The organism is Paraburkholderia sp. A1BS-2L (assembly GCF_051125205.1).
Lineage (GTDB): Bacteria > Pseudomonadota > Gammaproteobacteria > Burkholderiales > Burkholderiaceae > Paraburkholderia.
In genome coordinates, this window is record NZ_CP120428.1 from 945744 (window position 1) to 972519 (window position 26776).

The window sequence follows — 26776 nt, forward strand, 5'->3', positions numbered from 1 at the left end:
TGCGCGGAGGTGCGCGAGCGCTATTGCGCCGCGCTAGCCGTGCCGCAGCGCGATGGTCTTCAGCACCGTGAAGCCGTACAGCGCCTCGAAGCCTTTTTCGCGCCCATAGCCGGACAGGCGCGTGCCGCCGAACGGCAACTCGACACCGCCGCCCGCACCGTAGTTGTTCACGAACACCTGGCCCGCGCGCACGCGCCGCGCCATGCGCATCTGGCGCGCGCCGTCGCGCGTCCATACGCCTGCCACGAGCCCGTAGGGGGTGCCGTTGGCGAGTGTGACCGCCTCGCTTTCGTCGTCGAAGGGCATGGCCGCGAGCACCGGGCCGAACACTTCTTCCTGGGCAAGGCGGCTTTGCGGCGGCACGTCGCGCAGCAGCGCCGGCGCTTCGTAGAAGCCGCCGGTGGGCGCATCGGCTTCGAGCTTGCCGCGCGCAGCGGTCGCGATGCCGTCGCGCTGGGCTTCGTTGAGAAACTCGCGCACGCGCCGCCGCTGCTTGTCGCTGATGAGCGGCCCGCAATCGAGGTCGGCGCTCGCGGGCCCGACGCGCAACGCTCCGAACGCCGCCGCGAGCCGTTCGAGCAGCGGCTCATAGGCGGCTCGCTCGATCAGCACGCGGCTGCCCGCCGAGCACGTCTGTCCCGCGTTCTGCACGATGGCGGCGACGAGCACGGGCAGCGCGGCGTCGAAATCGGCATCGGCGAACACGATCTGCGGCGACTTTCCGCCCAGCTCCAGCGTGACGGGCACGTGATTGCCGGCGGCTGTCTGGGCGACGAGCTTGCCCGTTTGCGGCGAGCCCGTGAACGAGATGTGGTCGATGCCGGGGTGCTCGGAGAGCGCCGCGCCCGCCTCGTGACCGAGGCCCGTGACGATGTTCAGCGCGCCGGCGGGCAGACCCGCGTCGTGCGCGAGCGCCGCCACTTCGAGCAGCGAGACACAGGCGTCCTCGGCGGGCTTCACGACGCAGGCGTTGCCGGCCGCGAGCGCTGCGCCCACGCTGCGCCCGAAAATCTGCATCGGATAGTTCCACGGCACGATGTGGCCGGTCACGCCATGCGGCTCGCGCACCGTGAGCACCGTATAGCCTGCCTGGTAGGGCAGCGTCTCGCCGTGCAGCTTGTCGGCGGCGCCCGCGTAGAACTCGAAGTAGCGCGCGAGCGCGGCGGCGTCGGCGCGCGCCTGCTTGAGCGGCTTGCCGGTGTCGCGCGCTTCGAGCTGCGCGAGCGCCTGCTGATGCTGGGCCACGCGCGCCGAGAGCTTGAACAGCAAGCGTCCGCGCTCCGCTGCGCTCAGTGCGCCCCAGGCGCCTTCGTACGCGGCGCGCGCGGCGGATACGGCTGCATCGATATCGGCGGCATTGCCACGCGCGAGCTGCGCGAACGGCTGGCCAGTGGAGGGGTCGATTGCGGCGAGGGTCTCGCCGCTGGCGGGCGAGCGCCACGCGCCGCCGATGAAGTGCTTCGCTTCTTCCATGCATGCGCCTCGTAAATGGGGGATGAAACGAGGGAAGGGGAATGCAAAACGAGCAACGCCAAAAGGGCAAAGCCTCCGGCGCGACCATTATCACGCCAATTCAGCAGGTGCTTCATCCGCGTGCGGGAAAGCCCTGGGCCGAACCGTCGGACGCGGCGGGCGATTGGCTATAATGGGCGCCAACTTCCGACGTCCGGTTGCACGCTGGAGCGTCGTGCGCGTTTTGGCCGATGGTGCTGATTCGTGCCGGTCCGCGCCCCGCGCATGCAACCGTCGCTTTTTCCCTTCTCAACAGAGAGCGCTCATGAGCTTCGCAAATGTCCCCGCCGGCAAGGATCTGCCGCAAGACTTCAACGTGATCATCGAAATTCCGGCGCAAAGCGATCCGGTCAAGTACGAAGCCGACAAGGACCTGGGCCTGCTGGTCGTCGACCGCTTCGTCGGCACGGGCATGCGTTATCCGGTGAACTACGGCTTCATTCCGCAGACGCTCTCCGGTGACGGCGACCCCGTCGACGTGCTGGTGATCACGCCGTTCCCGCTGCTGGCAGGCTCGGTCGTGCGCTCGCGCGCGCTCGGGATGCTGCAGATGACCGATGAGTCGGGCGTCGACGCCAAGCTGATCGCCGTGCCGCACGACAAGGTCTGCCCGATGACGGCCAACATCAAGTCGCTGGAAGACGTGCCCGCGTACCTGATGGATCAGATCAAGCACTTCTTCGAGAACTACAAGTCGCTCGAAAAGGGCAAGTGGGTCAAGGTGGAAGGCTGGGTCGGCATCGAAGCCGCCCACAAGGAAATCACCGACGGCGTCGCGAACTTCAAGAAGTAATCGCGAAGCCAGCACCGCTGGCCAGAGCGCTCCGCAAGGGGCGCTTTTTTTTCGTCCGCGGCGTTCGCGCCAGGCGCTGGCGCCGCGTCTGCCGGCCGCTCAATCGAGCTCGGCCGCTCAATCGAGCTCGGCCATGTCGCGCGCCTGCGGCACGCGCAGGGCGTCGAGCGGCGCGGGCTTGCCGAGCGCATAGCCCTGCACGAAGTCGACGCCCATGGCGATCATGCACTCGACGATTCCCGCGTCCTCGACGCACTCGGCGATGGTTTCCTTGCCGGCCGCGTGCGCGACCTCGTTGATCGAGCGGACGATGGCCTGATCGAGCGGGCTGTCGACGATGCCGCGTATGAAGCTGCCGTCGATCTTCAGATAGTCGACGCTCAGGTGCTTCAGATAGTTGAGCGACGACATGCCCGCGCCGAAGTCGTCGAGCGCGAAGCGGCAGCCGTGCGCGCGCAGGCGCGAGATGAGCGTGATGGCGTCGTGCATGTTCGTGATCGCGGCGGTCTCCGTGATCTCGAAGCACACGCGCGAGAACGGAATGTCCCAGACCCGCTGCTGCTCTTCGATATAGTCGGCGAGCCGCTCGTCGCCGAGCGAGGCGCCCGAGATGTTGATCGACCAGGTGCCGTAGCGGTGCGCGCCGGCGGCGATGGTCGCGAACGCGCGCGCGATCACCCAGCGGTCGATCGCAGGCATCAGGTCGAAGCGCTGCGCCGCGCCGATGAATCCCGCCGGGCTCACCAGCGCGCCCGCGGCCGAGCGCATGCGCAGCAGCACCTCGACATGCGCGTCCTGCGGGCCGGAGTCGGGTGCGAGCGGCACGATCTCCTGGCCGAACAGGCAGAACTGGTCGTCTTCGAGCGCCGCCTTGATGTCGGCGACCCAGGCCATTTGCGTGTGAGCCTCGGAGAGCTCCTCGTCGTCGAAGCGAAAGAGGTGCACGCGGTTACGTCCCTTCTTTTTTGCCATGTAGCAGGCGACGTCCGCTGCCTTCATCACTTCCTTCACGCAGGCGAGGCTCGCCACGTCGCCGACGAGGCCGATGCTCACGCTCGTCTGCACGATGCGGCCGCCGCCCGTGAAGCGGATGCCGGCGATGGCCTCGCGCAGGTCCTCGGCGAGCGCCCATGCATGCACGACCGGGCAGTGCGGCAGCACCACGCCGAATTCGTCGCCGCCGAGGCGCGCGATGATGTCGGTGCCGCGCAGCGTGTTGCGCAGCACGCTGCAGACTTCCCGGATCAGTTCGTCGCCGGTCGAATGGCCGCAGGTATCGTTGACCACCTTGAACTGGTCGAGGTCGAGGAACATGGCCGAGTGCGCGGAGCGCTCGCGCGATTCGCCGGTGATGGCTGGGAAACCTGATCTACCCGCGCCGCCTTCGAGCAGCGCGCCGAGCCGCTGCTCGAATTCGCGGCGGTTGTACAGGTCGGTCAGCTCGTCGTGGGTGGCCTGATACGAGAGGCGCGCCGCGTGCTCGCGCAGCGCGCTCACGTCGTAAAGCACAATGACAGTGCCGATGGTGCCGCCCCGCGCGTCGCGCAGCCTCGAGACCGAGTAGTCGACTGCGAGCCGCGAGCCGTCCGGGCGCGCGACGTAGAGATCCGCCGCGCCGCCGCCTGTTCCGCTTATCCCGCTTATCCCGCTTATCCCGCTGGTCCCGCTGGTCCCGCTGGTCCCGTCGGCTGCGCACACGGCGGGCGCGCTGCCAGCAATGTCGAGGCCGCAGGCCTCGCCGGCGCCGTTGCGCAGGTCGCAGATGGTCCCGAAGGGCTGGTCGAGGAGCGCGGCGGCGCGGCGGCCGAGGATGCGCTCGGCGACAGCGTTGCAGTAGGTGACGCGCCCGTCTTCGTCGGTGCGGATCACGGCTTCGCCGATCGAGGCCAGCGTGACCTCCGCGAGTTCGTGCTCGGTATGCGCCTGCGCTTCCGCCGTCTTGAGATCGGAGATGTCGAACAGGCATCCGACCATGCGCACCGCGCGGCCGCGCGCGTCGCGCACCGCTTGCCCGCGCGCGCGGCACCAGCAGTAGCCGCCGGCCAGCGTGTGCAGGCGGAATTCCACATCGAAGGTCGTCGCGCGCGCGAGGTGACGGCGCAGCGCCTGGCGCACGCGAGGCAGATCGTCGGGATGCACGAGTTGCACGAGGCCGGTTTCGCTGTCGAACGGGGTGCCCGCGGCAAGCCTAGCGTCGTAGCCGAGCTGCTCGTAGAGCCAGTTCGAGAAGTAGCACTGGCGGCTGCCGACCTCCCAGTCCCAGAGCCCCGCGTTGATGCCCGCGAAGCCGAGGCTCAGGCGCTCCTCGTTCTTGCGCACCTCGGCTTCGAGACGGTCGCTGCGCTTGAGCACGCGGCGGATGAATAGCGTGAACACGGCGAGCAGCAAGAACGCGCAAGCCGCGAGTGTGAACGTGAGAAGCGAGCGCGTGGCGCGCGCGGCATCGTCGAGCGATCGTGAGAAGCCGTTTTCGATGGGCGCGAGCTCGCTGTCGATGGCGTGCAGTTCGCGCACGAGCGCGGCGGACTCGGCGCTGTGCAGCTTGCCCGCCTGCGCGAGCGCATGCAGCCGCGTCCCGGTTTCGGCGAGGCGCAGGATGTAGCGGTCGCCGATGTCCCAGTACGCCACCGCCGGTCGCATCCACGGCGTGTTCTTGAGCGTGCGGTAGCCCCAGGTCATGCCGTCGACGTCGGCGGGCGCGATGCGGCCCTGCTCGAAGCCGCGCCGGATCCCCGCCACATCGGGCTGCGGCCGGTTCATTTCGAGCTTGGCCGCACGATCGCCCAGCGGCACGGCGATCCAATCGAGGAAGGAGCGGTAGTCGGCTTCGTCACCGACGCGGGCGTAGCGGTCGAGCGCATATACGGCATCCTTCTGGCCTTTCGACCAGGTGCTTTCCCCGGCCACATAGGCGAGCAGGATCGACATGATCGCGAGGCTGATCGACGCGATCACCGTCATCACCACCGCGAGCAACCACAGCGGCAGCAGGACGGCCGTGGTGCGCCGCAGTCCATGCCACCCCGGGGTCTGCCGCGTGGGCTCCATTTTGAATCGTCTCATCAGGCCTCACCGCTCCGGTCGCTTTACGGAATGACGTGACGGCTCGCGTCGAGGGCAAACGCTCGGCGCTCCTGTGAAGGATAACGGCGCAAGCGGGGCGGGCTTTAGGCTTGGGCAGTGACGGGCGGCGATGGGCGTGTGTCCGCGTGGACGCTTAAGCCGGCGTCTCCTCCTCCGGCTCCGTACGCCCGGACGGCTCGGCCGGCGCCGGCAGCACCGACTCCAGCGTGCGCTCGCCAGCCGCGAGCGCACGTTTTTCGCGCGGCGTGAGGCGCTTGACACGGTATTCGGCGCGCAGGGCGCTGGCGCGGTCGGCCAGCTCGAACTGCGCGAGCACGCGCACCGGCTTGCGCGAGCGCGTGTAGCGTGCGCCGGTGCCGTTCGCGTGCTGCGCGAAACGCGCCTGGACGTCGACGGCGATGCCCGTGTAGACGCTGCCATCGGCGCATTCGAGCAGGTAGAGGAACCACGGCATGACTGGGGGTGCGATGATCGTTTGAACGGTGATGGGGGCGAATCTAGCTACCGGACTCAGCTGCCGAATCTAGCTGCGAAACGGATTATGATCGTTCAGCTCATGCACATAGGCATGAATCTGGTTCGCCTCGCCTTGCAGAAAGTGGGCGACGGCGTCGGCGAACGCGGGATGCGCGAGCCAATGCGTCGAGCGCGTGACCGTGGGCATGAAGCCGCGCGCCATCTTGTGCTCGCCCTGAGCGCCGCCTTCGAACACGGCGAGCTTCTCTTCGATGCAGAACTCCAGCGGCTGATAGTACGCGGTCTCGAAGTGCAGGCAGGGCACGTGCTCGAGCGCGCCCCAATAGCGGCCGTAGAGCGTGCCGCCGCTGCCGTCGGCGTCGCGCTGGTAGACGACGAGCGAGCTTGCGATCGGCTTGCCCTCGTATTCGGCGATCACGAGCATCAGGTTCTCGGGCATCGTTTCGCCAATCGCGCGGAAGAAGTCGAGATTCAGATACGGCGACGAAAAGTGCTCGCGATAGGTCTGCCGGTAGCAGCGGCTGAAAAAGCGCCAGTGCTCGTCGCGGATGTCCTCGCCGCGAATGCGCCGGTGCGTCACGCCCGCGTCGCGCACCTTGCGGCGCTCGGCGCGGATGTTCTTGCGCTTCTTCTGTTCGAGCGTCGAGAGAAAGTCGTCGAAGTCGCGGTAGCCGTCGTTGAGCCAGTGAAACTGCACGCCTTCGCGCTGCATCATGCCGAGGTCGGTGAGCATGGCCGCGTCTTCGGCGCTCGGAAACAGCACATGCAGCGACGAGACGTCGGCCTGCTCGGCGAACGCGACCAGCGTGGCGGCCAGATGGCGGCGCGCGTGCTCGTCGGCGGCCAGCAGGCGCGTGCCCTGCACGGGCGTGAAGGGCACCGCGCACAGGAGCTTCGGGTAGTACTCGAGGCCGTTGCGCTTGTAGGCGTCGGCCCAGGCCCAGTCGAACACGTATTCGCCGTACGAGTGGCCTTTCAGGTAGACGGGCGCGGCGGCGGCGAGCTGGCCCGTGCGCGCGTCGGTGAGCGTGACGAACTGGGGCGCCCAGCCCGCGTCGGGCGTGGCGCAGCGCGTCGCGTCGAGCGCCGCGAGGAATTCGTGGCGCAAAAAGGGCGTCGGCTGCGCCTGGCGCGCGAGCAGCGCGTTCCATTGCGCAGCGTCGACCTCGGCCGGTGAGCCGAGAATGCCCGTGCGATAATTAAAATGTTCCTTATTCAACTTGCGTGCCCGTTGTGGCTTGGCGCAGCGCCGCGCCGCGGCAAACGTTCATGGTAAGGCAAACCATCCGAACGGGTGAGGGCGCGAGTCGGACTGAATGTCCACTGGGCGTCGCCTGAGCGTCTCCATGCCCCCAATCGCTTATCGGTCATCCAGATGAAACAGCGCTTCTTCAATCTCTATTCGCATGGCTTCGCGCGCGTGGCCGTGGGCGTGCCGCGCTGCCGCGTGGCCGATCCGGCCTTCAATGCCGAACAGACGCTCGCGCTCGCGCGCGAGGCCGCAGACGGCGGCGCGGTGCTGATCGCGTTTCCCGAGCTCGGCCTTTCCGCCTATAGCTGCGACGATCTCTTTCACCAGCAAGCGCTGCTCGATGCGTGCGAGCGCGCGCTCGCGCAGATCGCCGCCGCGTCGGCCACGCTGCCGCTCGCGATGATCGTGGGGTTGCCGGTGCGCGTCGGCCATGCGCTGTTCAACTGCGCGGCGGTCGTTGCGGGCGGGCGCGTGGCGGGCGTCGTGCCCAAGAGCTATCTGCCGAACTACGGCGAGTTCTACGAGCCGCGCCAGTTCAGCGCCGCCGATTGCGCGAGCACCGAAACGGTGCACCTCGCCGGCCAGGACGTGCCGTTCGGCGCGTCGCTGCTGTTCGATGCGGCGCCGACCCCGGGCCTGCGCTTTCACGTGGAAATCTGCGAGGACGTCTGGGTGCCGATTCCGCCGTCGTCGTTCGCGGCGCTCGCGGGGGCATCGGTGCTCGTGAACCTGTCCGCGTCGAACGTGGTGGTGGGCAAGGCCGGGTATCGGCATCAACTGGTTTCGCAGCAGTCGGCGCGCTGCCTCGCCGCGTATCTGTACACCTCGGCGGGCCAGGGCGAATCGACCACCGACATGGCCTGGGACGGCCAGGCGCTCGTCTACGAAAACGGCGAGCTGCTCGCGCAGTCCGGGCGTTTCCTCGACGACTCGCACCTGATCTATGCCGATGTCGATCTCGACCGGCTCCAGCAGGAGCGCATCCGGCAGACCACCTTCGGCGACTCGGTGCGCCGTCATGCCGACGAGATCGCGAAGTTCCGCGTGATCCATTGCGAGCTGGGCGCCACAGGCAAGGGCGCCTGGGAGCAGGAGACGCTGGCGCTCGCACGCCGCGTCGAGCGTTTCCCTTATGTGCCGGCCGATCCGAAGCGCCGCGATGAGCGCTGCAACGAGGTCTACAACATCCAGGTGCAGGCGCTCGTGCAGCGGCTCTCGCAGGCCGGCATCAAGAAGGTGGTGATCGGTGTGTCGGGCGGGCTCGATTCCACGCACGCGCTGCTGGTCTGCGCGAAGGCGATGGACCGCCTCAAGCTGCCGCGCGCCAATATTCTCGCGTACACCATGCCTGGCTTCGCGACGAGTGAGCGCACGCTGCGCCAGGCGCGCGAGCTCATGACGCTGGTGGGCTGCACGGCGCGCGAGATCGATATTCGCCAGAGCTGCATGCAGATGCTCGAAGACCTCGGCCACCCGTATTCGGAAGGCAAGGAGAGCTACGACATCACCTTCGAGAACGTGCAGGCGGGCGAGCGCACGAATCACCTGTTCCGCCTCGCCAATTTCAACCACGCGATCGTGATCGGCACGGGCGATCTTTCCGAGCTCGCGCTTGGCTGGTGCACCTACGGCGTGGGCGATCACATGTCGCACTACAACGTGAACGCCAGCGTGCCGAAGACGCTCATCACGCATCTCGTGCGCTGGGTCGCGGAGACGGGGCAGATCGGCCAGAACGGCCGGGGTGACGAACGCGGGCGTGACGTGCTCGAAGCGATTCTCGCCACCGACATCAGCCCAGAGCTGATTCCGGGCAAGACCGACGGCGTGCCGGAGCAGAAGACCGAAAGCACGATCGGCCCGTACGAGCTGCAGGACTTCAATCTCTACTACACGCTGCGCTTCGGCTTCGCGCCTTCGAAGGTCGCGTTCCTCGCGCGCCATGCGTGGCGCGAGCGCGAGACGGGCGCGTGGCCCGAGAACGCGAAGGTCGCGCGCAATCAGTACGATCTCGCGGCCATCAAGCGTAATCTGCGGATTTTTCTCGACCGCTTCTTCCGCACGAGCCAGTTCAAGCGAACCTGCATTCCGAACGCGCCGAAGGTGGGCTCGGGCGGCTCGCTCTCGCCGCGCGGCGACTGGCGCGCGCCGAGCGATTCGGAGTCGGTCGTGTGGCTCGCGGATCTCGAGCGCGTGCCCGATCAGGAGCGCGCGAGCGCGCCGCCGCCCGCCGCTGCGTCTTGAAATCGTCGCGCACAGCGTAAAATCGCGGATAACCTGCGGACGAACCGCAAACAAACTGAGACAGACGAGGATCGCCATGAAACGCATTACAGCCGTCATTAAACCGTTCAAGCTCGACGAAGTGCGCGAAGCGCTTGCCGAAGTGGGCCTCACGGGCCTGACCGTGACCGAGGTGAAGGGCTTCGGCCGCCAGAAGGGCCACACGGAGCTTTATCGCGGCGCCGAGTATGTGGTGGACTTCCTGCCCAAAGTGAAGATCGAGGTGGTGGTCGCCGACGCGCAGACCGACCAGGTGATCGATGCGATCATTGGTGCGGCGCGCACGGGCAAGATCGGCGACGGCAAGATTTTCGTCACCGACGTCGAGCGCGTGATCCGGATCCGCACCGGCGAAGAGAACGAAGCGGCGGTCTGAAATCAGAAAAAGCAGGGGACGGCGCCGCTCGCACGGCCCGTCCCCAAAATAAAAAACGGTGCGATACCCGTTGGGATACCGCACCGATACGCGCCTCTCGCAGCAGCGTGAAAACTTCGATGTAACTGTTCTGTCCAGACTTCTCGCGAATTAGAACGAGTGCTGGATGCCTGCGTACACGCCGGTCTGGCTGTGGCCCGGCAGCGGGTTGCCCGTTCCGGCGCCCAAGCCCGGGTTGTTCGCGTTCAGACCGAAGTTGGCCGACTTGCTGTTCTGCACCGTCGCGACCTGGAGGTCGAGCAGTGTGCGCTTGGACAGGTTGTACGAGCCACCAACCGTGTAGAGCGTGGCATTGCCGCCGCCGTTGTTCGCATTGACGTGATAGACCGCCGCGATCAGCGCGGCTGCCGGCGTGGCTTGCCACGTCACGCCACCCCACTCGTGATCGAGCGTGGTCGGCTGGCCGGGCATCGTGAATGCGCCGTTCATTCCCGACGTGCGAATGGCCTGATAGCCGCCCTGGACCTTGAACGGACCCAGGAACACGTTCGCCATGATCGTGTATTCGCGCGACGCGGTGAACGGGCCGCCGGTCTGGCCGGTGGCCGGGTCGGTCACGGTCGGGTCGCCATTGAGCTGGCCGTTGATCGGGTTGCGGATTTCATCGTACAGGCCGCGGATCTGGAACAGCGCGTTCGTGTAGGTCAGCTGCAGGCCGTCCTGGCGACCCTGGGACGTGCTGCCGTTGCCGTTCCAGCTCGTGGCGTTCGAGAACGAGTACTGGCCGTACACGTCGAAACCGTAGAACTTCGGCGACTGGTACGAAATGTTGTTGCTCGACGCGGGCCAGTTACGGCCACGGACCATCGATGCCGACGACCAGTTCGACTGGCCGAACGGGTCGAAGTCCCAAATGCCGTTCGCGATGAACAGTTCGCGGCCCATCAGCAGCGTACCGTACATGTCGTTGGCCATACCGACCGTTGCCCAGCGATTGAAGAGACCGCCGCCGCCCGGGCCTTGACCGGTTGCCGTGCTAAAGCTGCCTTCCAACTGGAACAGCACCTTGTTGCCGGCACCGATGTCTTCAACGCCCTTCATGCCCCAGAGGCTCGTGCCCCAGTAGCCGCTTTCGAGCTGAACCTGGCTCGTGCCATGAGTGGCGCGGCCTTGGGCGTCGCTGCCTGCGCCGATGCCGTTCATGTATGCGATACCTGCATCCAGACGGCCGTAAAGGGTCACGCTGCTTTGCGCATGCGCGACTACGCCAGCCGACATCAACGCTGCGGCGAGCAGAGCTTTCTTCATCTTTTCTCCTCCATACCCTGTCAAAGAGTCAACCTAAGTACTGCCAATGACGTCCGCGCGTTCGGGGCGCCGCGGACAGAAGTTGTCGCGTAGGGAGCGTGACCCGAGGATCGGCGTACGGAAACGATGCGAGCAGGACAACCTGGTCGAGTCGTCTTGCAGATCCCCTGGTTGACTGGCATCTCCCGTTCTTATTTGAAGTGAAACTACTTTTAATGAACTTCGTTTTGCTACTTTGGTTACTAATTTAGCAAAAAAGCCTGACGCTGGCGACCGAAATCGCTTGTGGGTGCTGGGGTGTCGCCAAATTGCCATACGTGTTTCCTGGATGGTGGTCAGCACGATCTGAAAAGTATGTCTAAAGCCTTGCGGGACAAGGCACACACGTTTGCTGACGGAGGATCTTCAGGATTGCCACTATTGACGCAAAATATCGTCAGGCGTAGGGCGGAATGCGCGAATTGGCCGCGCAAAGGGGCGTTCGAACGGGATTTGGAAGGTAAAAAGAAAAGGCGCTGAAAGCGCCTTGAAATACTACTTTTACTACATTGCCGCGACGGCATGTAGTCGACTACATGATGGCCCGGCTTACTTGAGGCTGCCCGAGAGGAACTGGCGCAGGCGCTCGCTTTTCGGACTGGCGAACACTTCGGCTGGCACGCCTTCTTCCTCCACGCGGCCCTGGTGCAGAAACATCACATGATTGGAGACGTTGCGCGCGAAACCCATCTCGTGCGTCACGACGATCATCGTGCGGCCTTCCTCGGCGAGCTTCTGCATCACCTTGAGCACTTCGCCCACGAGTTCGGGATCGAGCGCGGACGTAGGCTCGTCGAACAGCATCACGTCGGGGTTCATCGCGAGCGCGCGCGCAATCGCCACGCGCTGCTGCTGGCCGCCCGAGAGGTGCGAGGGATATTGCGTCTCCACGCGCGGCGCGAGGCCGACCTTTTCCAGGTACGTGCGCGCGCGCTCCTCGGCTTCCTTTCGCGAGAGGCCGAGCACGTGCACGGGCGCCTCGATCACGTTCTCGATCACGTTCATGTGCGACCACAGATTGAAGTGCTGGAACACCATCGCGAGCTTGGTGCGCACGCGCTGCAGTTGCTTCAGGTCAGCGGCGTGCAGCGCGCCGGTGCGCTTGTCGGCGCGGGTCGCCACTTCCTCGCCGTCGACGATGATGCGGCCCGAGTTCGGCTGTTCGAGGAAGTTAATGCAACGCAGCATCGTGCTCTTGCCCGAGCCGGACGAGCCGATCACGCTGATCACGTCGCCGGCGTTCGCCTTGAGCGAAACGCCCTTCAGGACTTCATGGTCGCCGTATTTCTTGTGGAGCGAATCGACGAAAAGTTTTTGCTTCTGGGAATTCATCAAATACCTCGGTGCGGGCTCACTTGCCCTCATTTACCTTGAGGTCGCAGATACGCGAGCCAGCGGCGCTCGGCCTGGCGGAACAGCCAGACGAGCGTGAAAGAAATGATCAGGTATAGCAGGGCGGCGATGCCGAACGCGCCGAACGACTGGTAGGTCGCCGAGTTCACGTCGCGCGCGATCTTCAGGATGTCGGGCACGGTGGCCGTGAACGCCACGGTCGTGGCGTGCAGCATCAGGATGACTTCGTTGCTGTAGTAGGGCAGCGCGCGGCGCAGCGCCGAAGGCAGGATCACGCGGCGATACAGCGTGAAGGGCGACATGCCATAGGCGCGCGCGGCCTCGATCTCGCCATAGGGCGTCGCCTTGATCGCACCCGCGAAAATCTCGGTGGTGTACGCACAGGTGTTGAGCGCGAATGCGAGCAGCGTGCAGTTCATGCCGCTGCGGAAGAACGCGCTGGTGAGCTCGTGGTTGCGCACGATGTCGAGGCTGTAGAGGCCCGTGTAGCAGAGCAGCAACTGCACGTAGAGCGGCGTGCCGCGGAACACATACGTGTAGAGCCACACGAGCCGCGCGAGCCACTTGCGCTTCGAGACGCGCGCGACCGCGAGCGGCACCGATAGGCAGAAGCCGATGCCGATCGAAATCACCAGCAGCCACGCCGTAATGGCGACGCCCGTGAAGTGATAGCCGTCGCTATAGAGATAGTTGCGCCAGTATTGCTGGATCAGTTGGACGAAGTCTTGCATGGTCTTGGCCTCTCGCGTGTCAGAGATCCGCTTTGCGCACGCCCGTGGAGTAGCGCTTGTCGAGATACATCAGCACGAAGTTCGAGACGGTCGTGATGACGAGATAGATCGCGCCTGCGAGCAGGGTGAAGAAGAAGAAGCGCAAGGTGCCTTTGCCGGCGTCCTGGCTGGCCTTCACGACGTCGGCGAGGCCGATGATCGAGACGAGTGCCGTGGATTTCACGAGCACCTGCCAGTTGTTGCCGATGCCGGGCAGCGCGAAGCGCATCATCTGCGGGAACATGATGCGCGTGAACACCTGCCAGTTGGTCATGCCATAGGCGTGGCCCGCTTCGAGCTGGCCGCGCGGCACCGCGAGAAACGCGCCGCGGAAGGTCTCGGTGAAGTACGCGCCATAGATGAAGCCCAGCACGATCACGCCCGCGAGGAACGGGTCGATGTCGATCTGGTCCCAGCCCAGGTAATCGGTGAGCATGTTCAGCCAGATCTGGATGCTGTAGAAAAGCAGCAGCATCAGCACAAGATCGGGCACGCCGCGAATGAGCGTGGTGTAGGTCGTGCCCGCGCCATACGCGACGCGGTTTTTCGAGAGCTTCGCCGCCGCGCCGATCAGCCCGAGCAGGAACGAGAGCGCGAGCGAGAGCACCGAGAGCTTGACGGTCTGCCAGGTGCCGGCGAGGATCAGCGGGCCGTAGCCTTGAAGAAACATAGGTGAGTCCTCAACGGGGCGTCGCAACGCTGGACGGCGCCCCGCGAAAGGCGCGGCAGAGACTGCCGCGGTTCAAGTCGGTTCATGCGCGGCCGGCGTGGCTGGCCGCGTGCTTCGCGACGGCGGCGCCCATGAGCGCCGTGTGTCCCCGTCTTGTTGTTTACTTGCCTTTATAGATATCGAAGTCGAAATACTGCTTCGCGAGTCGGTCGAACGTGCCGTCCTTGTGAATTGAGGCGAGCGCCGCATTGAATTTCGCCTTCAGGTCGGTATCTTCCTTGCGCAGGCCGATCGCGGTGCCGTCGCCGATCGTCGCCGGATCCTCCACGGCCGGGCCCGCCCACGCGAAGCCCTTGCCGCGCGGCGTCTTCAGGAAGCCGAAGTCGGCCTGGACCTCGTCCTGGAGCGCCGCATCGAGGCGGCCCGACATCAGGTCCTGATACACCTGATCCTGATTCTGATACGTCACGACGTTCACGCCCTTGCCGGCCCAGTGCGCCTTCGCGTAGGCCTCCTGGGTCGAGCCCTGCTCGACGCCCACGTTCTTGCCCTTGAGCGAGGCGACGGTGGGCTGGAGCGGCGAGCCGGCCTTGGCGAGCATGCGCGCGGGCGCGTCGAACATCTTGTCGGAGTAGTCGATCTGCTGGCGGCGCTGATCAGTGACGGACAGCGACGAGACGATCGCGTCGAACTTGCGGGCCTTGAGCGCCGGAATGATGCCGTCGAGGTCGCTCTCGACCCAGACGCACTTCACGTTCATGCGCGCGCAGAGGGCCTTGGTCAGGTCGACGTCGAAACCGACGATCTGGCCGCTGGCGTTCTTGGATTCGAACGGCGGATAGCTCGCATCGACGCCGATGCGCACGGTCTTCCATTCCTTGGCCGCGGCGCTGCCCGCCAACAGGGCGAGTGCGAGGCACACTGCGAACTTCTTCATCATTCTCCTGTAGACCAGAATTCGCGCTTTGGCGCGTGACTCCGGTCCCATGCAAAGCGGATACGGGCGCGACGCCGGGCGGGCGCCGCGTTGTAAGGGCGCCGTCATTTTAGGCGATCAAAAATGCGGGTCGGACGCGGACAGCGCCGGTTGCTTGTCTCTGATGGGCCTGCCGGACTGTTCCTGACCGGGCGTCTGAAAAGCGCGGTATTTTACCCGATGCGCGGTCCCGCGCGGTCAGCCGTCGCTTCGCGCGCCGTTTCAGCAAGAAAAACGCCGCGGGATTCGCAGACTTAGTGTGTCACGAACGTAGGCGAGAGCCTGCGGTGCTGTACTGAAGATGGGAGTAGGTCTCCCGAAGTCGGCTTTCAACCGGCGGCGTCCGCATTCTGACCTCATGCTGACGGTCCCCTTCGGGCCCGGCTGGCTGCATGTCCACGCAGCGATCAACGTCGTCCGGAAATCACTATCATTGTCTTGCGGGGGGGGGGGCAAAGAGGGGACAGATCGAGGCGACTTATAAAGAACTCAAAGAGCAGATGGCCGAACTTCAGGTTTAGCTGACCGCCGCCCGTCAGGCGGAATTCCAGATGGTTCTCGAAGATATTCGGGCCAAGGTTGCGGAGTACGGCTTCACGGAACAGGAGGTTTTTGGCCGTCGTGCCGGCAGAAGTCAAACTCCGAAAAGTCTGTCGCTCGCAAAATATCGGGACCCACGGAGCGGAGCGACATGGTCGGGGAGGGGGCGAGCACCTGACCGGATCCAGGGCGCAAAAAACCGCGAGCGATTTCTGATTTCAGAATAACGTATCGCACTCCGCGATGTTTTTCCTGGCTCGGCCCCGGTGGCCCATGCGAGCAGATGCTGGCAAACAGATCCTTCCAGATGCAACGCCGCGTTTTCACGCCGTGCGTGCCGGCAAGGTCGACAGCGGGGTTTTCACGTGGTTCACGATCTGGCAGGTGGCAAACCCGCGCGCGCCGACGCGGTGACCGACACGATCGTGCTGCTCGCCAATACACTCCCAGCGTATGAGCTCGCCCACCGGGGCAGTTGCGCGGGAAGGCTGCATGGCCATATCCACCTCGAACAGTCCGCGCAAATGCAGTCGCTTGTAACAGTGCCGCATCAATGACCGCCGCTTGATCCAGCGCGCTTCCTGGGGGAGCGCTGCAGAAAACGTTGCTCTGTATTGCGAATTACCTGCTATCAGGCGCGTGGAAAGCAGGTACATTCCCGCTGCTATCCACCGTTTTCATGCCCGCGTTCGGATCACTGCGAGTCCGTGCAGACAATTGCTCTGCTCACGAAGATCGTTGCCTTCTCAGCGGCGTGAATGGCGGGCGTGAAAGTGCGTCGTGCGGCGCAAACGCGCGCAGCCGCAGAAACGGAGCCATTGCAGTATGCGATTGTGGCGTACGAAGTTTTACGGCAGGATAAGTGTGTCGTACGATTCCGGTGCAAGCATTCACGCGTATCCCTGCACGTTATGGCTGACCTTCGTTTCAAACTCGTTGCGCTCGCGCTGCCATCCGGGAGTGCACCCGAATCCCTTCCACCTTCTGTCGTCCAACTGATCGCTGCGTGCTGGCCCGGCATGAGCCGTGCCCAGCTCCTTGATCGCGCGCGCCGCCTGGCCATGCGGGCATCGTTGCGCGCTCGAGCGGGTGTGGGCCCGGAAGGCGTGAGCCTGTTCTCGCTGATGCTGGAGGCGGCCGACGGCCGGATAGAGCTTGTGGCGCACGTCCGGCGACGCGCGACAAGGCGTACCGGACGACGCGCGAAGGTCTCGCTGCCGCCGCCGCGCGACGCCAGGCAGCGGGGGCTCTTCTGAGAGGTGATTGTCGACGTTCATTCAGCGCGTCTGCCGTCAGTAAGCGTGAGCAGGATATTTCGCGGGAAAGTCCCGCTGAGCGATGTGTGCGGGTTCGATAGTTAAGTCGTTATCGAACGCTGCCGCGATGGATCGTGAACGTTTCCGTGCGCGCACCATACCGTTTCGTGACTTCTGCATCCGCCATCAGTCTGGACGATTTCAGGATCGGACCTGCCACGACATACAGTCGATCGGGATCAGCGCCGTACATGTAGATGTAGCCGTCATTGCCGTCGAGATGAAGTTCGGTCTCGCCGAGTTCGCCAGCATGCGCACGCCTTATCGCGCTTTCCAGACGGTGTTCCAGTACCCGGATTCGCGGCAGGTCCCTGGGCCAGTAATCGAAATCGACCATCATGACCGGTCCAGGTGGCCTTTGTGAGGGCTCCGAAGCGCCTGTACTGCCGGCGAAGAGCGCGATGCACAGAACGGTGGAGAACGCCCCTCTTCTCATCGTTCGTACCATGGCGACGGCGAAATGAAGATCCATTGTCGGAGATCGAGGCTGTCCCGTCGAGAGCACCTGTGTGGCCGATCGCTGCCTGCGGGTTGCGTGACACCCATGTGACGTAAGGTTATCGTGCCAGTTGCACGCGACGTGGCGGTCCGACGTTCCATTTGGCGAGCCGTGACCACGAAGAAGCGAAAGGCATGACGAATGAAACGGACAAGACTAACGAACCGGACAAGACTAACGAACCGGCGAACATCTCAATGTGTTACCTCATGGCAGACCTGGCCGCTGCCTTCGTTCAACCGCTGCCTTCGTCTCGCGCGGCTGCCGCGACCGCCGTCCAACTGCCTGACTCGGGGCGTTGCGTGATGCGCTCAACGGGCGTGCTCGCCTGAGTGGTGATCAGCTTGCAGATGAGTCTCGCAAAGGGCTCAATATTCTGATACGTGCTCGCCTGCTCAAGGGCAGCAAGGTAGGCGTTCCTCGACTGAACCGTAACGATCGTCCACGGGTAGCCACCGGTGCTCAGCATGAAATTCATGATGAAGCGCGACAGCCGGCCATTGCCGTCCATATAGGGGTGGATGAACACGAAGATGAAATGACCCAGGACCGCCCGAACGCCCGGATGATCCTCCTGCTCGATCAGTTCCATCAGCGCCGGCATGCAGTCGCGCACAGCGTCGGGCGCTGGCGGGACGTGCAGTGCGTTGCGGATGAACACCTGGTTGTTCCGGTAGCCCGCGAGGTCACCGACCTTGAGAATGCCGGCCTGCACACTGGGCGAGAAGAGCGCCAGATACCACTGGAAGAAGTCCGCGACGAAAGCATCGGCTGGCCGCTCACCGTCCCGTACGACACGACCGATGAGCGCCTTCACGTGCGCGTGAGTCTCGGCGTATCCCTTCGCCGCCGTGGCATCCCGGGTCTGTCTGTCATCTGGATTCGTCTCGGGGCTCCACCTCCCTGTGCGAACCTTGTCAATCAGATCCGCACTGACGCGATAACCCTCGATGGACAGCGAGTGATACGCGTCCGCTACGTACCGGGCCGTGATGTCGGAGATCAGTGCGTCTGCTTCAACTGGCTCAGCGCGCGGCACCGTCTCGAACAGACGGATGACTGTCGCGCGCATGGTGGACCACATTGCCCGGATACGCATGACATATGGAGACTCGTTTCGGCCACCCCGAATCGGCATGAGAGCCCGTTCGAACGGATTCTCGATATTCACGTTGAAATCGGCGGCCCGCATGGTGAACACCAGCTGGTTTGCTTCAGCCGCACGACCGACCGCCTGAAGCGCACCTGCCAGCCGGCCTGCCACCACACTATGGCCCCCCGCGAGAAGTGCTTCGATGAGTTGCGTGATGTCGACCTGCCGCATGGCAATCTGCGCGGACATCTCGTGCTGCGTGAAAAACGTTGGGCTCACCCGGATCAGCGCCTCCGGCAAAGGCATGAGCAGTATTCCGCTGGCGTCCGGCGTGCGTCTTGGCACCAGCTGCCCGGGGGGAACACGGTAGAAAAAGATGGAGCAGTCAAAGGGCAGCGATTGGGGCTGGTTGTCTGCAGACGGCGACTGAATCTGCAGCTGCTTGGCGATGCTGGTGTGGCCGCTGTGCTTTAGCACCGAGAGCTCGGCACTGAGCTGCCAGTCCCGACCAAAGCGCGACGGCCGACACGAACACTTCCATGTTCGCGTACCAGTGCGTGGAGTCTCCGTCTGAGTCTTCAGGGTTGTTGGCGAGATACCACCCCTTGATGACCGGCTTCAGAAACCCCGCCTTGAGCAGCCGCTGCCGGTGAACACGCGTGAGGGCTGGCAGGGCGGACGCCTGAAATACCCCCACGCCCTCATCTTGCAGGGTCTTGAGTACGCGAAGGGACTTGGCTAGTTTTTCGTGTGGAGCAGCCATTTCCCGTCATTTCACTAGAATGATGCTTCATTGCATCACTAGAATTATGTCTTTTATGTTCACTAGAATGATGCTTCGCGATATCACTAGAATCATGTGGATTTTGTCGGGTGCGCGGGCGACACGCCGCTTGTCCGGCTCGTCGTGCTCAGCGAGGAGACTGGCTGCGTGATTCCCGGCACCGCCGAGTTCATGAATTCGGGCGTGAGCTTTGTGCTGCACTTTCCAGGAAAAGATGCAGCTATTCAGCGTCCCCAAAACGGCGTCGTTTCTCGAGAAACCGGGTTTTTCCCGTGTACGGCATGCCAGCGACCATCCCCATTCAGGAACATTTGAATTCCCCCGCAGGTGCCGAACCGGCGCACGACAGCGAGGCAGTAAAAGGCGCGGCTTCCCGTTGAGCGGATCAGGTGTCGCCGCTCCGGGAATCGTTCACCGGCGCAGCGGGCATGCCAGCTGGACTGTCGCTCCGGTATAACGACATGGGCCGGGTTTCCTTTGGCATGCCCGGCTCCGTTTTTCCGGGGGGGGATCAAGCAACTGCGCGGGGAAGCGGAAACAGTGATGGCCCTGCACCGTCCTGAGGGCACGCCAGGACCAGATTCAATATGCACTAAAGTCTGGCGCGCCGCTGCCGAAAACTACGGCATGAGACACGAACATCCAATGCATTCCTGGGGCGACTCCATTTTTGCGGAAGCGCGGGCGCTCGAAGCGAGCATTCGCGCGATCCGCGAAGCGCAGGGCAAGAAAAACCCAAGCGATTTCCCACCCGATAGTCCGGCTTGCCTTTTGGCCATGGACGAATTCGCGCATGATGTTTGCCGTGCGCTCGGCGTTGATCCGATAGCGTCCGGCGAAGTCACGGACGACGCTCTTCACTGGGTGGCTACACAGAGGCAATGAAATGGATGCGCCACACTGGACGCAACCCTCGCGCCAATGTGGAGCGGCGAGTCAGGCGTAATCACGGACGAAGACGTACAGCGCTTCCCGTTACGCAACGCGATGCTCAGCTCGCTGGGAGGCGGCCCGCCATACGGCGGGCGGGTGTTCGCGGCGTGCGGACAGGAGCCAGACTGGGGTCGATGGCCTGCATCGGCCCGGCGGTCGGTAAGGCACGGACGCGGCCGCAACCGGCGCGACGACTTCCGATCATCATCAGTTGCGTGATGAGACGCGATGGAGTCAGTCCGCCTCACTTCGATCAATGAGCCTGGTGATTATGTACGACCGTCGATAGTATGGAAGCGATCCGCCTGGGCAAGCTGCCCCCGCCCATATCGGCGCGGCCAGTCGGGACTCCGTAGACTTTTACAGCTGGAATGCGCGTACCGCAGCGTGTAACGTTTCTGCCTGTGCTCGCAGTGCGCTGGCCGCCTGAACGCCATCCTGCACGAAGGCAGCGTTTTGCTGGGTGACACGATCCATCACGGTGACGGCGGCGTTCACCTGTTCGATGCCGGTGCTCTGCTCCTCTGAGGCATCGGCGATCGAATCAACAAGTTGGGCGACCCCTCTTACGGTGCCCAGCAGATCAACGATGGTTGCGGCGGCAGCTTCAACGGCCTGATTGCTTTGATCGACCTCTGCTGTCATTTCTTTGATGAGCGTATCGATTTCCTTCGCCGCGCCTGAACTGCGTTCAGCGAGCGCGCGCACTTCCTGCGCGACGACGGCGAAGCCTCGCCCCTGGCTCCCGGCGCGCGCAGCTTCGACGGCAGCGTTCAATGCCAGCAGATTCGTCTGGAAAGCGATTCCATCGATCACTGAGGTAATTTCCTGAATGCGCGCCGAGCGCTGCGCAAGCGCCCGCATGCGCTCGCCTGCGTCGCGTGCGGCACGGTCACCGTCGCCGGCTTTTGCCGACGCGATGCCGGCGAGCGTGCGTGCCTGCGTGGCATGCCCTGCATTCGAGCGCACCATCGTGGAGAGCTGCTCCATGCTCGACGAGGTCTGCTGGATACTGGCCGCGTGTTCTTCGGTGCGCTGTGCAAGCGTGCCGTTTCCCGAGGCGAGTTGCGCGGTTGCCTTTGCGATGGCTTCAACTGAATCGCGGATGCCGCCAATAATCGCGGCGAGCCGTTGCTGCATGACATTCATGGCGTAGAGCACGCTACGCGTGTCGCCGGGCCTGACCACGACCTCGACTGACAGGTCGCCTGCGGCAACGCGATTGGCGAGTTGCGCAGCCACGAACGGTTCCGAGCCAAGGTCACGAAAGAGACTGCTTGCCATCGAGGCACACAGGGCGGCAACCCCGACGAGCCCAGCGACGATGAGCCCGACCACGAACCATTCGACCACCTGACCCGTCCTGCGCGCGCGTTCATATTCCGATTGAGCATCGGCGAGCTCGAGCGCGCGCAGCTGCGCGCCCTGCGTCTTCACCGTCTTCGAGAGAGGATCAATAATCTGCGTCTGTACCCACTGCGCTTCGGAGAGACTGTTCGCCGCAAGCAGTTGCACTGCGGGACGCAGGCCCTTGTCCCGCAGCGTGGTCCAGTTCGTGGAGAAGGCCTCGGCGCGGCGGCGGTCATCTCCGGAATCCGTGTGGGATAACCAGGCCTGCATGAGTGAGTCGATGCGCGCAATGCGGCTCGTCGTGCCTTCGACCACGAGCTGGGTCTTTTGCGCAGACGGATCGAGGATGGCGTCGCTGACCGAAAAGCTCGCTTCAGTGACCAGCTCGTCGATCGTCGAGATCGCCTGTAGCGCCTGGACGCGACCCTCGATCATGGTTTGAAGCGTGCCGATCGAAGTCGATACACCAAACAGACCCACCGCGCCGATACACAGCGAGACGAGAACGACCACCGTGCTCAGCAGAACAAGTCGGGCTTTGATAGTGAGCTTGCGCATAAAAGTCTCGCAAAGACGCGCACCGTGCACGGCACGGGCATAAATCCGGAATGATTGGCTACCGCGACAGCAGCGCGTCTTTTTACGACCGATTCGCTGAAACGGTGAGTGAATTTTTTGTGACACGGCTAATCGCCATGCCGCGCCTGCGAGGCATGGTGTCAAGCACGGGGCCGCGTCACTGGATGTGCGATCGCATCCGGGGGAGGCGACGTCGGCGCTCCAGGGTGCTTTCTACCCGTTGATCTGGCGTTGGAGTTGCGACCTGTAGACCTTAGGCAAACTGCTTAAGTTGAAATGCAGAGGACATTTGTGTCGTCGCCGGGCGCGGAACCACCAGCATCTGAAAGTGAGCATCTGCTATTGCAGGCGCAGGGAGGGGCGCCCATGTCAGGTTCCCCTTGCAGCTGTCGCGTATCGAATCAGTCTTCCGCAAACGTTTTGCCCAACGTTCGCCGCCACAGTCCAAAAAACGGATATGCGAATTTTTAGAATTCTTTCGGATGCCAAAACACTGATTCAAAAGAAGCTTTCTGAATTTTCCGGTCGTCGCATATCACCGCCTTTGGGTTCATGAGACTCTAGTTTGTCGCCATCGAAGCGGCGCCGCTACTTCGATGGTGACGTACTTCTTACTCATTAACCTACGGGGTTTGACATGGACCGCATCGATTCGGTCGTTTTGTCGCAAATTGGCGCTTATAGGCCTATTGGAGAATCTTTTAATCAGGGTAACGTAAAGAAAACAGAGACGCTGCCGTTTACGATCAAGGTGGTAAGCAATCTGGCTGACCTCAAGAAGGCCGTCGAGATGCGTCGTGCTGCCTATCGGCGCCACTTGCCGGAGTTTGCCGAGACCATGGGCGTGGAGCCGCTTGACGGCTCGCCTGGCACGGTCGTGCTACTCGCGCAGTCACGGCTGGATGGTGGCCCGCTTGGCACCATGCGGGTGCAGACCAATGCGTTCGGTCCACTTGCTGTTGAACAGTCGGTCAGCCTGCCGGACTGGCTGGGTAACGCGCGCCTCGCCGAGGCAACACGGCTCGGTGTGGCGCACGGTGCAATCGGCAGGATGGTGAAGGTGGCGCTGTGCAAGGCGTATTACATGTATTGCGCACAGAATGGGATCGACTGGATGTTGATTACGGCGCGTTCACCACTCGATCGGGAATACGACGCGATGCTGTTTGAGGATGTGTACGGCCAGAACGAATTCCTGCCGATGGCGCACGTGGGAGGGATGCCGCATCGCGTAATGGCGAAGCCGGTTGCCCTGGTTCGTCAGCGCTGGGCGAAGGTCAATCATTCATTTTTCGGGTTCTTTTTCGAAACGGATCACCCCGATATCGATGTCAGCGTCGCGCCGAAGCAGGGTGAAGCCGGACACGGCGTTGAGTGTGGTGGCATGGCGGCCAGCGCATCTGGCCGTCTGCGCACGCTGAGCGAAGCGTAAGGCTCGAAGTCCGCCCGAACGCAATCTGGCGGACAAAAGGTCGGCGGCGTCAGCACAGTCGTGCTTTTGTCGCCGGCCATCGTAGCATTACAGGAAAATCGGGGATGAAGTCATTGGGGAAGGGCAGCAGATGACAGGCCTTAAGTGGGCGTTCCGGGACAGGCTGACCGGCTGGTCTTTCCAGTGGTTTTCAGTGTACGTCGCGCCATTTGTGATTGCGCTTGGCAGCATTGCCGTTCTGTTCTGGGCGCCGCGCCAGTTCGATACGACCGGGGTGGTCCCGATCAGCTTTCCCGTGATTGCGGACCCGTCGGCGACACTGTCACCCTCCGTCGCCATTGCACGCCTGCGCGATACCGCGCCCACAGCACGTTTCAGTACCCATCTCGCGGAAACACCGTTCTGGTTCCTGCTGGAAGCGCCAGCCACCGCCGATGGAGGTGTCACGTTCATCGATCTGCCGTCGAGGCACGCGCAGGCGCTGTCGTGCTGGCAGACGGCACCCGTTCTCACCTTGCTCGGCACGGGCGACCGCTACGGAACGAGCGGCGAGATGCGCGCCAACAAGGCGGGATTTGCACTCAGGGTCGACGACCACGTCGCGCGTGCGCCGATCCTGTGCCGGGGTACCTTCTCAGGACCAGCGTACATTACCGCCTCCGCGTCGAGCCGCGACAAGCTCGAGATTACAACGCTTGATTTCCAGCAGGAGGTATCGCTGATCACCGGCGGCCTGCTCACGCTCGCGATCTTCGTGTTCGTGACGGCAATCATCAATCGCGAATGGACCTACGTGATCTTCGCCGCGTGGCTCGTGGGCAACCTCCGGTTGAGCGCCAACGCGGTCGGCTTTGATACGGAATGGATGGGCAGGGTTATCCCGCCGGAGCACATCGCGCTATTGCGGCAGTTCACCTTCGCAGCCTATTACGTACTCACCACGACGCTCTTCGTGGAGCTGTTTCGCCGCGAACTCCGGGAAATCGGCCTGCGCTGGAGTCTGCAGGCCGTCCGGTACGGCGGCTGTGTGCTGATGGTCGCTGCGTTCGCATTAAATTACGCACACTTCATTCCGGTGCTGTGGGCAAGCGCCAGCTTCTGCATACTCGTGCTGACCTACTTCCTCGTGCAACTGGTGATCAAGGCGAGATCGCGCACGGTGCTCTGGTATGTCGCGTCAATGGCCATCGTGCTGTTTGCGACGCTGTCGCAGGTGCTTGCCGCAGCACTTGGCCTGAAAGCGCTGGCCGGGGGCCTGAGTCCTGTCGTGACGGCGCTGTCTTCGAGCATGCTTTGTGCATTTGCCATTGCGGAACGTATGCGCGAAGAGCGCGAACGTCGGCGGCAAATGGAGATCGAGCTGCGCAACACGTATGACGTCACGCCGATCGGTCTCTTCACGCTGAACGGGGAGAGCTGCTTCGTGCGCGCCAATCCGGCGCTGCATGCGATGCTCGAACTGCCTCAACAGCGCTATACCTCGTATCGATGGGCCGACTATTTTGCGCCTGGCGCTGAGCCAGCCCTGCATGAACTCCTGGAAAGGGAAGACTCCGCGTCAATCGAGATCGACGGCGTCGCCGGCACGAGGACTGGCGCCCGGCGGTACTCGCTGCGGGCAATCCGGGCGAACGGATTCATCGAGGGGTCGCTCGAGGACGTGACGGACCGGTCGAAGGCGGTGGAGCGCCTGCACTTTCTCGCCGAGCACGACCCGCTTACTGGGCTGCTAAACCGTCGTGGCATCGAACATGCAATCGGCCGGCAAAGCGGCGAAACGGGCCCGTGGGCACTCGCATACCTGGATCTCGACCGGTTCAAGCAGTTCAACGACCTGTTTGGTCATGGGACCGGCGACGAAATACTCAAGCAGGTCGCCGCTTACCTCGTTGAGCATCTCGGCTCCGATGTCCCGATCGGACGCATCGGCGGTGACGAATTCGTGTGCGTCCTCGGGGACGTGGCGATCGACGATGCAATCAAGCGCTGTCGCGAATTTGTCGTGACATTGAACTCTGCACCCATTCACTTCGACACGCGGGCATTTCAGGTGAGGGGATCGATCGGCCTGGTCGAGTGCTCGGAAGGTGCACGGGTCCTTGATGCATTGGCCCACGCTGACCGCGCGTGCCGCGCTGCGAAGCGAGGGGGTAGTGCGCGGCTAGTCGCATTTCGCAAGGACGCGCCAGTGTTCGAGGAGCGTGCCGCTGAAATCAGCCTGATCGAGGCGCTGGGGCAGAGCCGGCTGCCCGATGGGCTGTTCCTCGTGATGCAACCGATTATGTCCATGCGTGCGCCGACGCAGGCGCTCGACTTCGAGGTGCTGCTGCGTCTGCGCATGCCGGACGGCGCGGTTGCGACAGCCGCGAAACTGATCGCCGCTGCCGAGGATTCCGGCACCATCACCGCGATCGATCGCTGGGTGCTCTCGACGACGCTGGCATGGCTGCGTGAAAACCGCGCCTCGCTTTCCACGACACGCTTCGTATGCGTGAACCTGAGCGGCGGGTCGCTTAACGACGAGCAGTTCCTCGACGAGTTGTTTGAGCTGTTCTCGCGTCACGAGGACGTCATCCACTACCTTTGCATCGAAATCACCGAAAGCGTGGCATTGCACGATCTCGAACACACCGAACGCTTTATTGCGCGCGTGCATGGGATGGGTGCAAAGATAGCGATCGACGATTTCGGTGCGGGCCACACGTCGTTACGCTATCTGAAGAAACTGTCGGCCGATGCCCTGAAGATCGACGGGGAGTTCGTGCGCACGATGTGTAACCATCCGGCCGACATTGCGATCGTCGAGGCGATCATTACGCTTGCGCGTAACCTCGGCATGCGCAGCATCGCCGAATGGGTTGAAGATGTCGAGACCTTGCGCGCGCTCGACGAACTGGGGGTCGACTATGTGCAGGGCTACGCAATCGCCAAGCCACAGGAAACCGATGACATTCTCGCTGCAACCTCTGCAGCGGGCTTCGTGAGCAAGGCGGAGGTCACGCGCTATCTGGAAGAGCAGCAGACGCTGAATGGTGGCGCCGATGACGAGTTCATGGAGCGGGAGGGTGCGGTGTGAAATGAATTGCCGCACCACGCACCAGCCCACGGCCTCCGACGTTGCTATACCCGAGCGCGTGGTTGCATAGTCGACCCACATCCAGCTGCGCTACACGCGACGGATAGATCGACAACCACGGCGACGATTGCATCGAGCGGAAGCTGTCGCGAATCTCGTGGGCATGTACCTGCGCGCCAGTGCGTGCGTGAAGTGAGGAACTTCCCCGGTGAGTTTCACACGATGTCGCAGCAAGTATGGGCATCTGACGGGCATTCGGGCGGTGTTGCATGTGCCCGTCG

Annotated in this window: 21 protein-coding genes; 6 read left to right on the plus strand and 15 right to left on the minus strand. The window is 63.5% G+C overall.

All coding sequences use genetic code 11. The features are described 5' to 3' along the window. Positions 1 to 33: 33 nt before the first annotated feature. A complete protein-coding gene (locus tag P5W98_RS04225) occupies positions 34 to 1473 on the minus strand; it encodes an aldehyde dehydrogenase family protein (RefSeq protein ID WP_434718364.1) in 1440 nt (479 codons plus the stop codon). A gap of 304 nt (positions 1474 to 1777) precedes the next feature. On the opposite strand from P5W98_RS04225, the gene ppa reads away from it, so the two are divergent. Further along, the gene (ppa, locus tag P5W98_RS04230) at positions 1778 to 2305 is read left to right on the plus strand and encodes an inorganic diphosphatase (RefSeq protein ID WP_129561469.1); all 528 of its coding nucleotides are present in this window, start codon (positions 1778 to 1780) and stop codon (positions 2303 to 2305) included. Positions 2306 to 2422: 117 nt separating this feature from the next. Here the strand turns inward: ppa and P5W98_RS04235 are convergent, their stop codons facing one another. From P5W98_RS04235 to P5W98_RS04245, 3 genes are all read right to left on the minus strand, one after another. After that, positions 2423 to 5368 carry an EAL domain-containing protein gene (locus P5W98_RS04235; RefSeq protein ID WP_434718365.1) on the minus strand — a complete coding sequence of 982 codons (2946 nt, stop codon included), beginning with the start codon at positions 5366 to 5368 and terminating at the stop codon, positions 2423 to 2425. Between the two features lie 154 nt (positions 5369 to 5522). Next, a complete protein-coding gene (locus P5W98_RS04240) occupies positions 5523 to 5843 on the minus strand; it encodes a GIY-YIG nuclease family protein (RefSeq protein ID WP_421044199.1) in 321 nt (106 codons plus the stop codon). A 69-nt stretch (positions 5844 to 5912) separates the two neighbouring features. Then, positions 5913 to 7085: a GNAT family N-acetyltransferase gene (locus P5W98_RS04245; RefSeq protein ID WP_434718366.1), complete on the minus strand. Its 1173-nt coding sequence runs from the start codon at positions 7083 to 7085 to the stop codon at positions 5913 to 5915. Between the two features lie 156 nt (positions 7086 to 7241). On the opposite strand from P5W98_RS04245, the gene P5W98_RS04250 reads away from it, so the two are divergent. Both P5W98_RS04250 and P5W98_RS04255 read left to right on the plus strand, forming a co-directional pair. Next, entirely contained in the window at positions 7242 to 9362 is a 2121-nt protein-coding gene (locus P5W98_RS04250) for an NAD(+) synthase (protein ID WP_434718367.1), read from the plus strand. Between the two features lie 76 nt (positions 9363 to 9438). Then, positions 9439 to 9777, plus strand: a complete 339-nt coding sequence (locus P5W98_RS04255; RefSeq protein ID WP_035527352.1) for a P-II family nitrogen regulator — start codon at positions 9439 to 9441, stop codon at positions 9775 to 9777. Between the two features lie 150 nt (positions 9778 to 9927). Here the strand turns inward: P5W98_RS04255 and P5W98_RS04260 are convergent, their stop codons facing one another. The 5 genes from P5W98_RS04260 to P5W98_RS04280 all read right to left on the minus strand — a co-directional run bounded on the left by P5W98_RS04260 (position 9928) and on the right by P5W98_RS04280 (position 14854). After that, complete coding sequence (locus P5W98_RS04260; RefSeq protein WP_421073786.1) at positions 9928 to 11085, minus strand: porin; 1158 nt, start codon at positions 11083 to 11085, stop codon at positions 9928 to 9930. A gap of 588 nt (positions 11086 to 11673) precedes the next feature. Beyond that, complete coding sequence (locus tag P5W98_RS04265; RefSeq protein WP_434718368.1) at positions 11674 to 12456, minus strand: ABC transporter ATP-binding protein; 783 nt, start codon at positions 12454 to 12456, stop codon at positions 11674 to 11676. 29 nt (positions 12457 to 12485) lie between these two features. Next, the gene (locus P5W98_RS04270) at positions 12486 to 13208 is read right to left on the minus strand and encodes an ABC transporter permease (protein WP_035527343.1); all 723 of its coding nucleotides are present in this window, start codon (positions 13206 to 13208) and stop codon (positions 12486 to 12488) included. Between the two features lie 19 nt (positions 13209 to 13227). Continuing rightward, positions 13228 to 13917, minus strand: coding sequence for an ABC transporter permease (locus P5W98_RS04275; RefSeq protein WP_421073788.1), 690 nt, complete (start codon positions 13915 to 13917; stop codon positions 13228 to 13230). Positions 13918 to 14077: 160 nt separating this feature from the next. Further along, the gene (locus tag P5W98_RS04280; RefSeq protein ID WP_421073909.1) at positions 14078 to 14854 is read right to left on the minus strand and encodes an ABC transporter substrate-binding protein; all 777 of its coding nucleotides are present in this window, start codon (positions 14852 to 14854) and stop codon (positions 14078 to 14080) included. Positions 14855 to 15414: 560 nt separating this feature from the next. On the opposite strand from P5W98_RS04280, the gene P5W98_RS04285 reads away from it, so the two are divergent. Continuing rightward, positions 15415 to 15660, plus strand: a complete 246-nt coding sequence (locus tag P5W98_RS04285) for an H-NS histone family protein (RefSeq protein ID WP_434662435.1) — start codon at positions 15415 to 15417, stop codon at positions 15658 to 15660. Positions 15661 to 15756: 96 nt separating this feature from the next. Here the strand turns inward: P5W98_RS04285 and P5W98_RS04290 are convergent, their stop codons facing one another. The 6 genes from P5W98_RS04290 to P5W98_RS04315 all read right to left on the minus strand — a co-directional run bounded on the left by P5W98_RS04290 (position 15757) and on the right by P5W98_RS04315 (position 21966). After that, a complete protein-coding gene (locus P5W98_RS04290) occupies positions 15757 to 16089 on the minus strand; it encodes a hypothetical protein (RefSeq protein WP_434718369.1) in 333 nt (110 codons plus the stop codon). Positions 16090 to 16323: 234 nt separating this feature from the next. Next, on the minus strand, positions 16324 to 16710 hold the full coding sequence (locus tag P5W98_RS04295) for a hypothetical protein (RefSeq protein WP_434662020.1): 387 nt from the start codon (positions 16708 to 16710) through the stop codon (positions 16324 to 16326). 88 nt (positions 16711 to 16798) lie between these two features. Further along, positions 16799 to 17221 (minus strand): hypothetical protein, encoded by a 423-nt coding sequence (locus P5W98_RS04300; RefSeq protein WP_434662021.1) that lies wholly within the window; start codon positions 17219 to 17221, stop codon positions 16799 to 16801. A gap of 262 nt (positions 17222 to 17483) precedes the next feature. Then, on the minus strand, positions 17484 to 18818 hold the full coding sequence (locus P5W98_RS04305) for a Fic family protein (RefSeq protein WP_434662023.1): 1335 nt from the start codon (positions 18816 to 18818) through the stop codon (positions 17484 to 17486). 889 nt (positions 18819 to 19707) lie between these two features. Beyond that, entirely contained in the window at positions 19708 to 19986 is a 279-nt protein-coding gene (locus tag P5W98_RS04310) for a hypothetical protein (RefSeq protein ID WP_434662024.1), read from the minus strand. Positions 19987 to 20418: 432 nt separating this feature from the next. Continuing rightward, positions 20419 to 21966 (minus strand): methyl-accepting chemotaxis protein, encoded by a 1548-nt coding sequence (locus P5W98_RS04315; RefSeq protein WP_421025180.1) that lies wholly within the window; start codon positions 21964 to 21966, stop codon positions 20419 to 20421. Positions 21967 to 22624: 658 nt separating this feature from the next. Here P5W98_RS04315 and P5W98_RS04320 point away from each other — a divergent pair. Together P5W98_RS04320 and P5W98_RS04325 are read left to right on the plus strand one after the other, a co-directional pair. Next, positions 22625 to 23419, plus strand: a complete 795-nt coding sequence (locus P5W98_RS04320) for an N-acyl amino acid synthase FeeM domain-containing protein (RefSeq protein ID WP_434662025.1) — start codon at positions 22625 to 22627, stop codon at positions 23417 to 23419. A gap of 130 nt (positions 23420 to 23549) precedes the next feature. After that, positions 23550 to 26495, plus strand: a complete 2946-nt coding sequence (locus tag P5W98_RS04325; RefSeq protein ID WP_434718370.1) for a putative bifunctional diguanylate cyclase/phosphodiesterase — start codon at positions 23550 to 23552, stop codon at positions 26493 to 26495. The last annotated feature ends 281 nt before the right edge of the window (positions 26496 to 26776 follow it).

Bases quoted from the DNA above. Each gene is read 5' to 3' on its own strand.
- P5W98_RS04225 (WP_434718364.1), bottom strand. From the start codon at position 1,473: ATGGAAGAAGCGAAGCACTTCATCGGCGGCGCGTGGCGCTCGCCCGCC.
- ppa (WP_129561469.1), top strand. From the start codon at position 1,778: ATGAGCTTCGCAAATGTCCCCGCCGGCAAGGATCTGCCGCAAGACTTC.
- P5W98_RS04235 (WP_434718365.1), bottom strand. From the start codon at position 5,368: ATGAGACGATTCAAAATGGAGCCCACGCGGCAGACCCCGGGGTGGCAT.
- P5W98_RS04240 (WP_421044199.1), bottom strand. From the start codon at position 5,843: ATGCCGTGGTTCCTCTACCTGCTCGAATGCGCCGATGGCAGCGTCTAC.
- P5W98_RS04250 (WP_434718367.1), top strand. From the start codon at position 7,242: ATGAAACAGCGCTTCTTCAATCTCTATTCGCATGGCTTCGCGCGCGTG.
- P5W98_RS04255 (WP_035527352.1), top strand. From the start codon at position 9,439: ATGAAACGCATTACAGCCGTCATTAAACCGTTCAAGCTCGACGAAGTG.
- P5W98_RS04260 (WP_421073786.1), bottom strand. From the start codon at position 11,085: ATGAAGAAAGCTCTGCTCGCCGCAGCGTTGATGTCGGCTGGCGTAGTC.
- P5W98_RS04265 (WP_434718368.1), bottom strand. From the start codon at position 12,456: ATGAATTCCCAGAAGCAAAAACTTTTCGTCGATTCGCTCCACAAGAAA.
- P5W98_RS04270 (WP_035527343.1), bottom strand. From the start codon at position 13,208: ATGCAAGACTTCGTCCAACTGATCCAGCAATACTGGCGCAACTATCTC.
- P5W98_RS04275 (WP_421073788.1), bottom strand. From the start codon at position 13,917: ATGTTTCTTCAAGGCTACGGCCCGCTGATCCTCGCCGGCACCTGGCAG.
- P5W98_RS04280 (WP_421073909.1), bottom strand. From the start codon at position 14,854: ATGAAGAAGTTCGCAGTGTGCCTCGCACTCGCCCTGTTGGCGGGCAGC.
- P5W98_RS04290 (WP_434718369.1), bottom strand. From the start codon at position 16,089: ATGTACCTGCTTTCCACGCGCCTGATAGCAGGTAATTCGCAATACAGA.
- P5W98_RS04295 (WP_434662020.1), bottom strand. From the start codon at position 16,710: ATGAACGTCGACAATCACCTCTCAGAAGAGCCCCCGCTGCCTGGCGTC.
- P5W98_RS04300 (WP_434662021.1), bottom strand. From the start codon at position 17,221: ATGGATCTTCATTTCGCCGTCGCCATGGTACGAACGATGAGAAGAGGG.
- P5W98_RS04315 (WP_421025180.1), bottom strand. From the start codon at position 21,966: ATGCGCAAGCTCACTATCAAAGCCCGACTTGTTCTGCTGAGCACGGTG.
- P5W98_RS04320 (WP_434662025.1), top strand. From the start codon at position 22,625: ATGGACCGCATCGATTCGGTCGTTTTGTCGCAAATTGGCGCTTATAGG.
- P5W98_RS04325 (WP_434718370.1), top strand. From the start codon at position 23,550: ATGACAGGCCTTAAGTGGGCGTTCCGGGACAGGCTGACCGGCTGGTCT.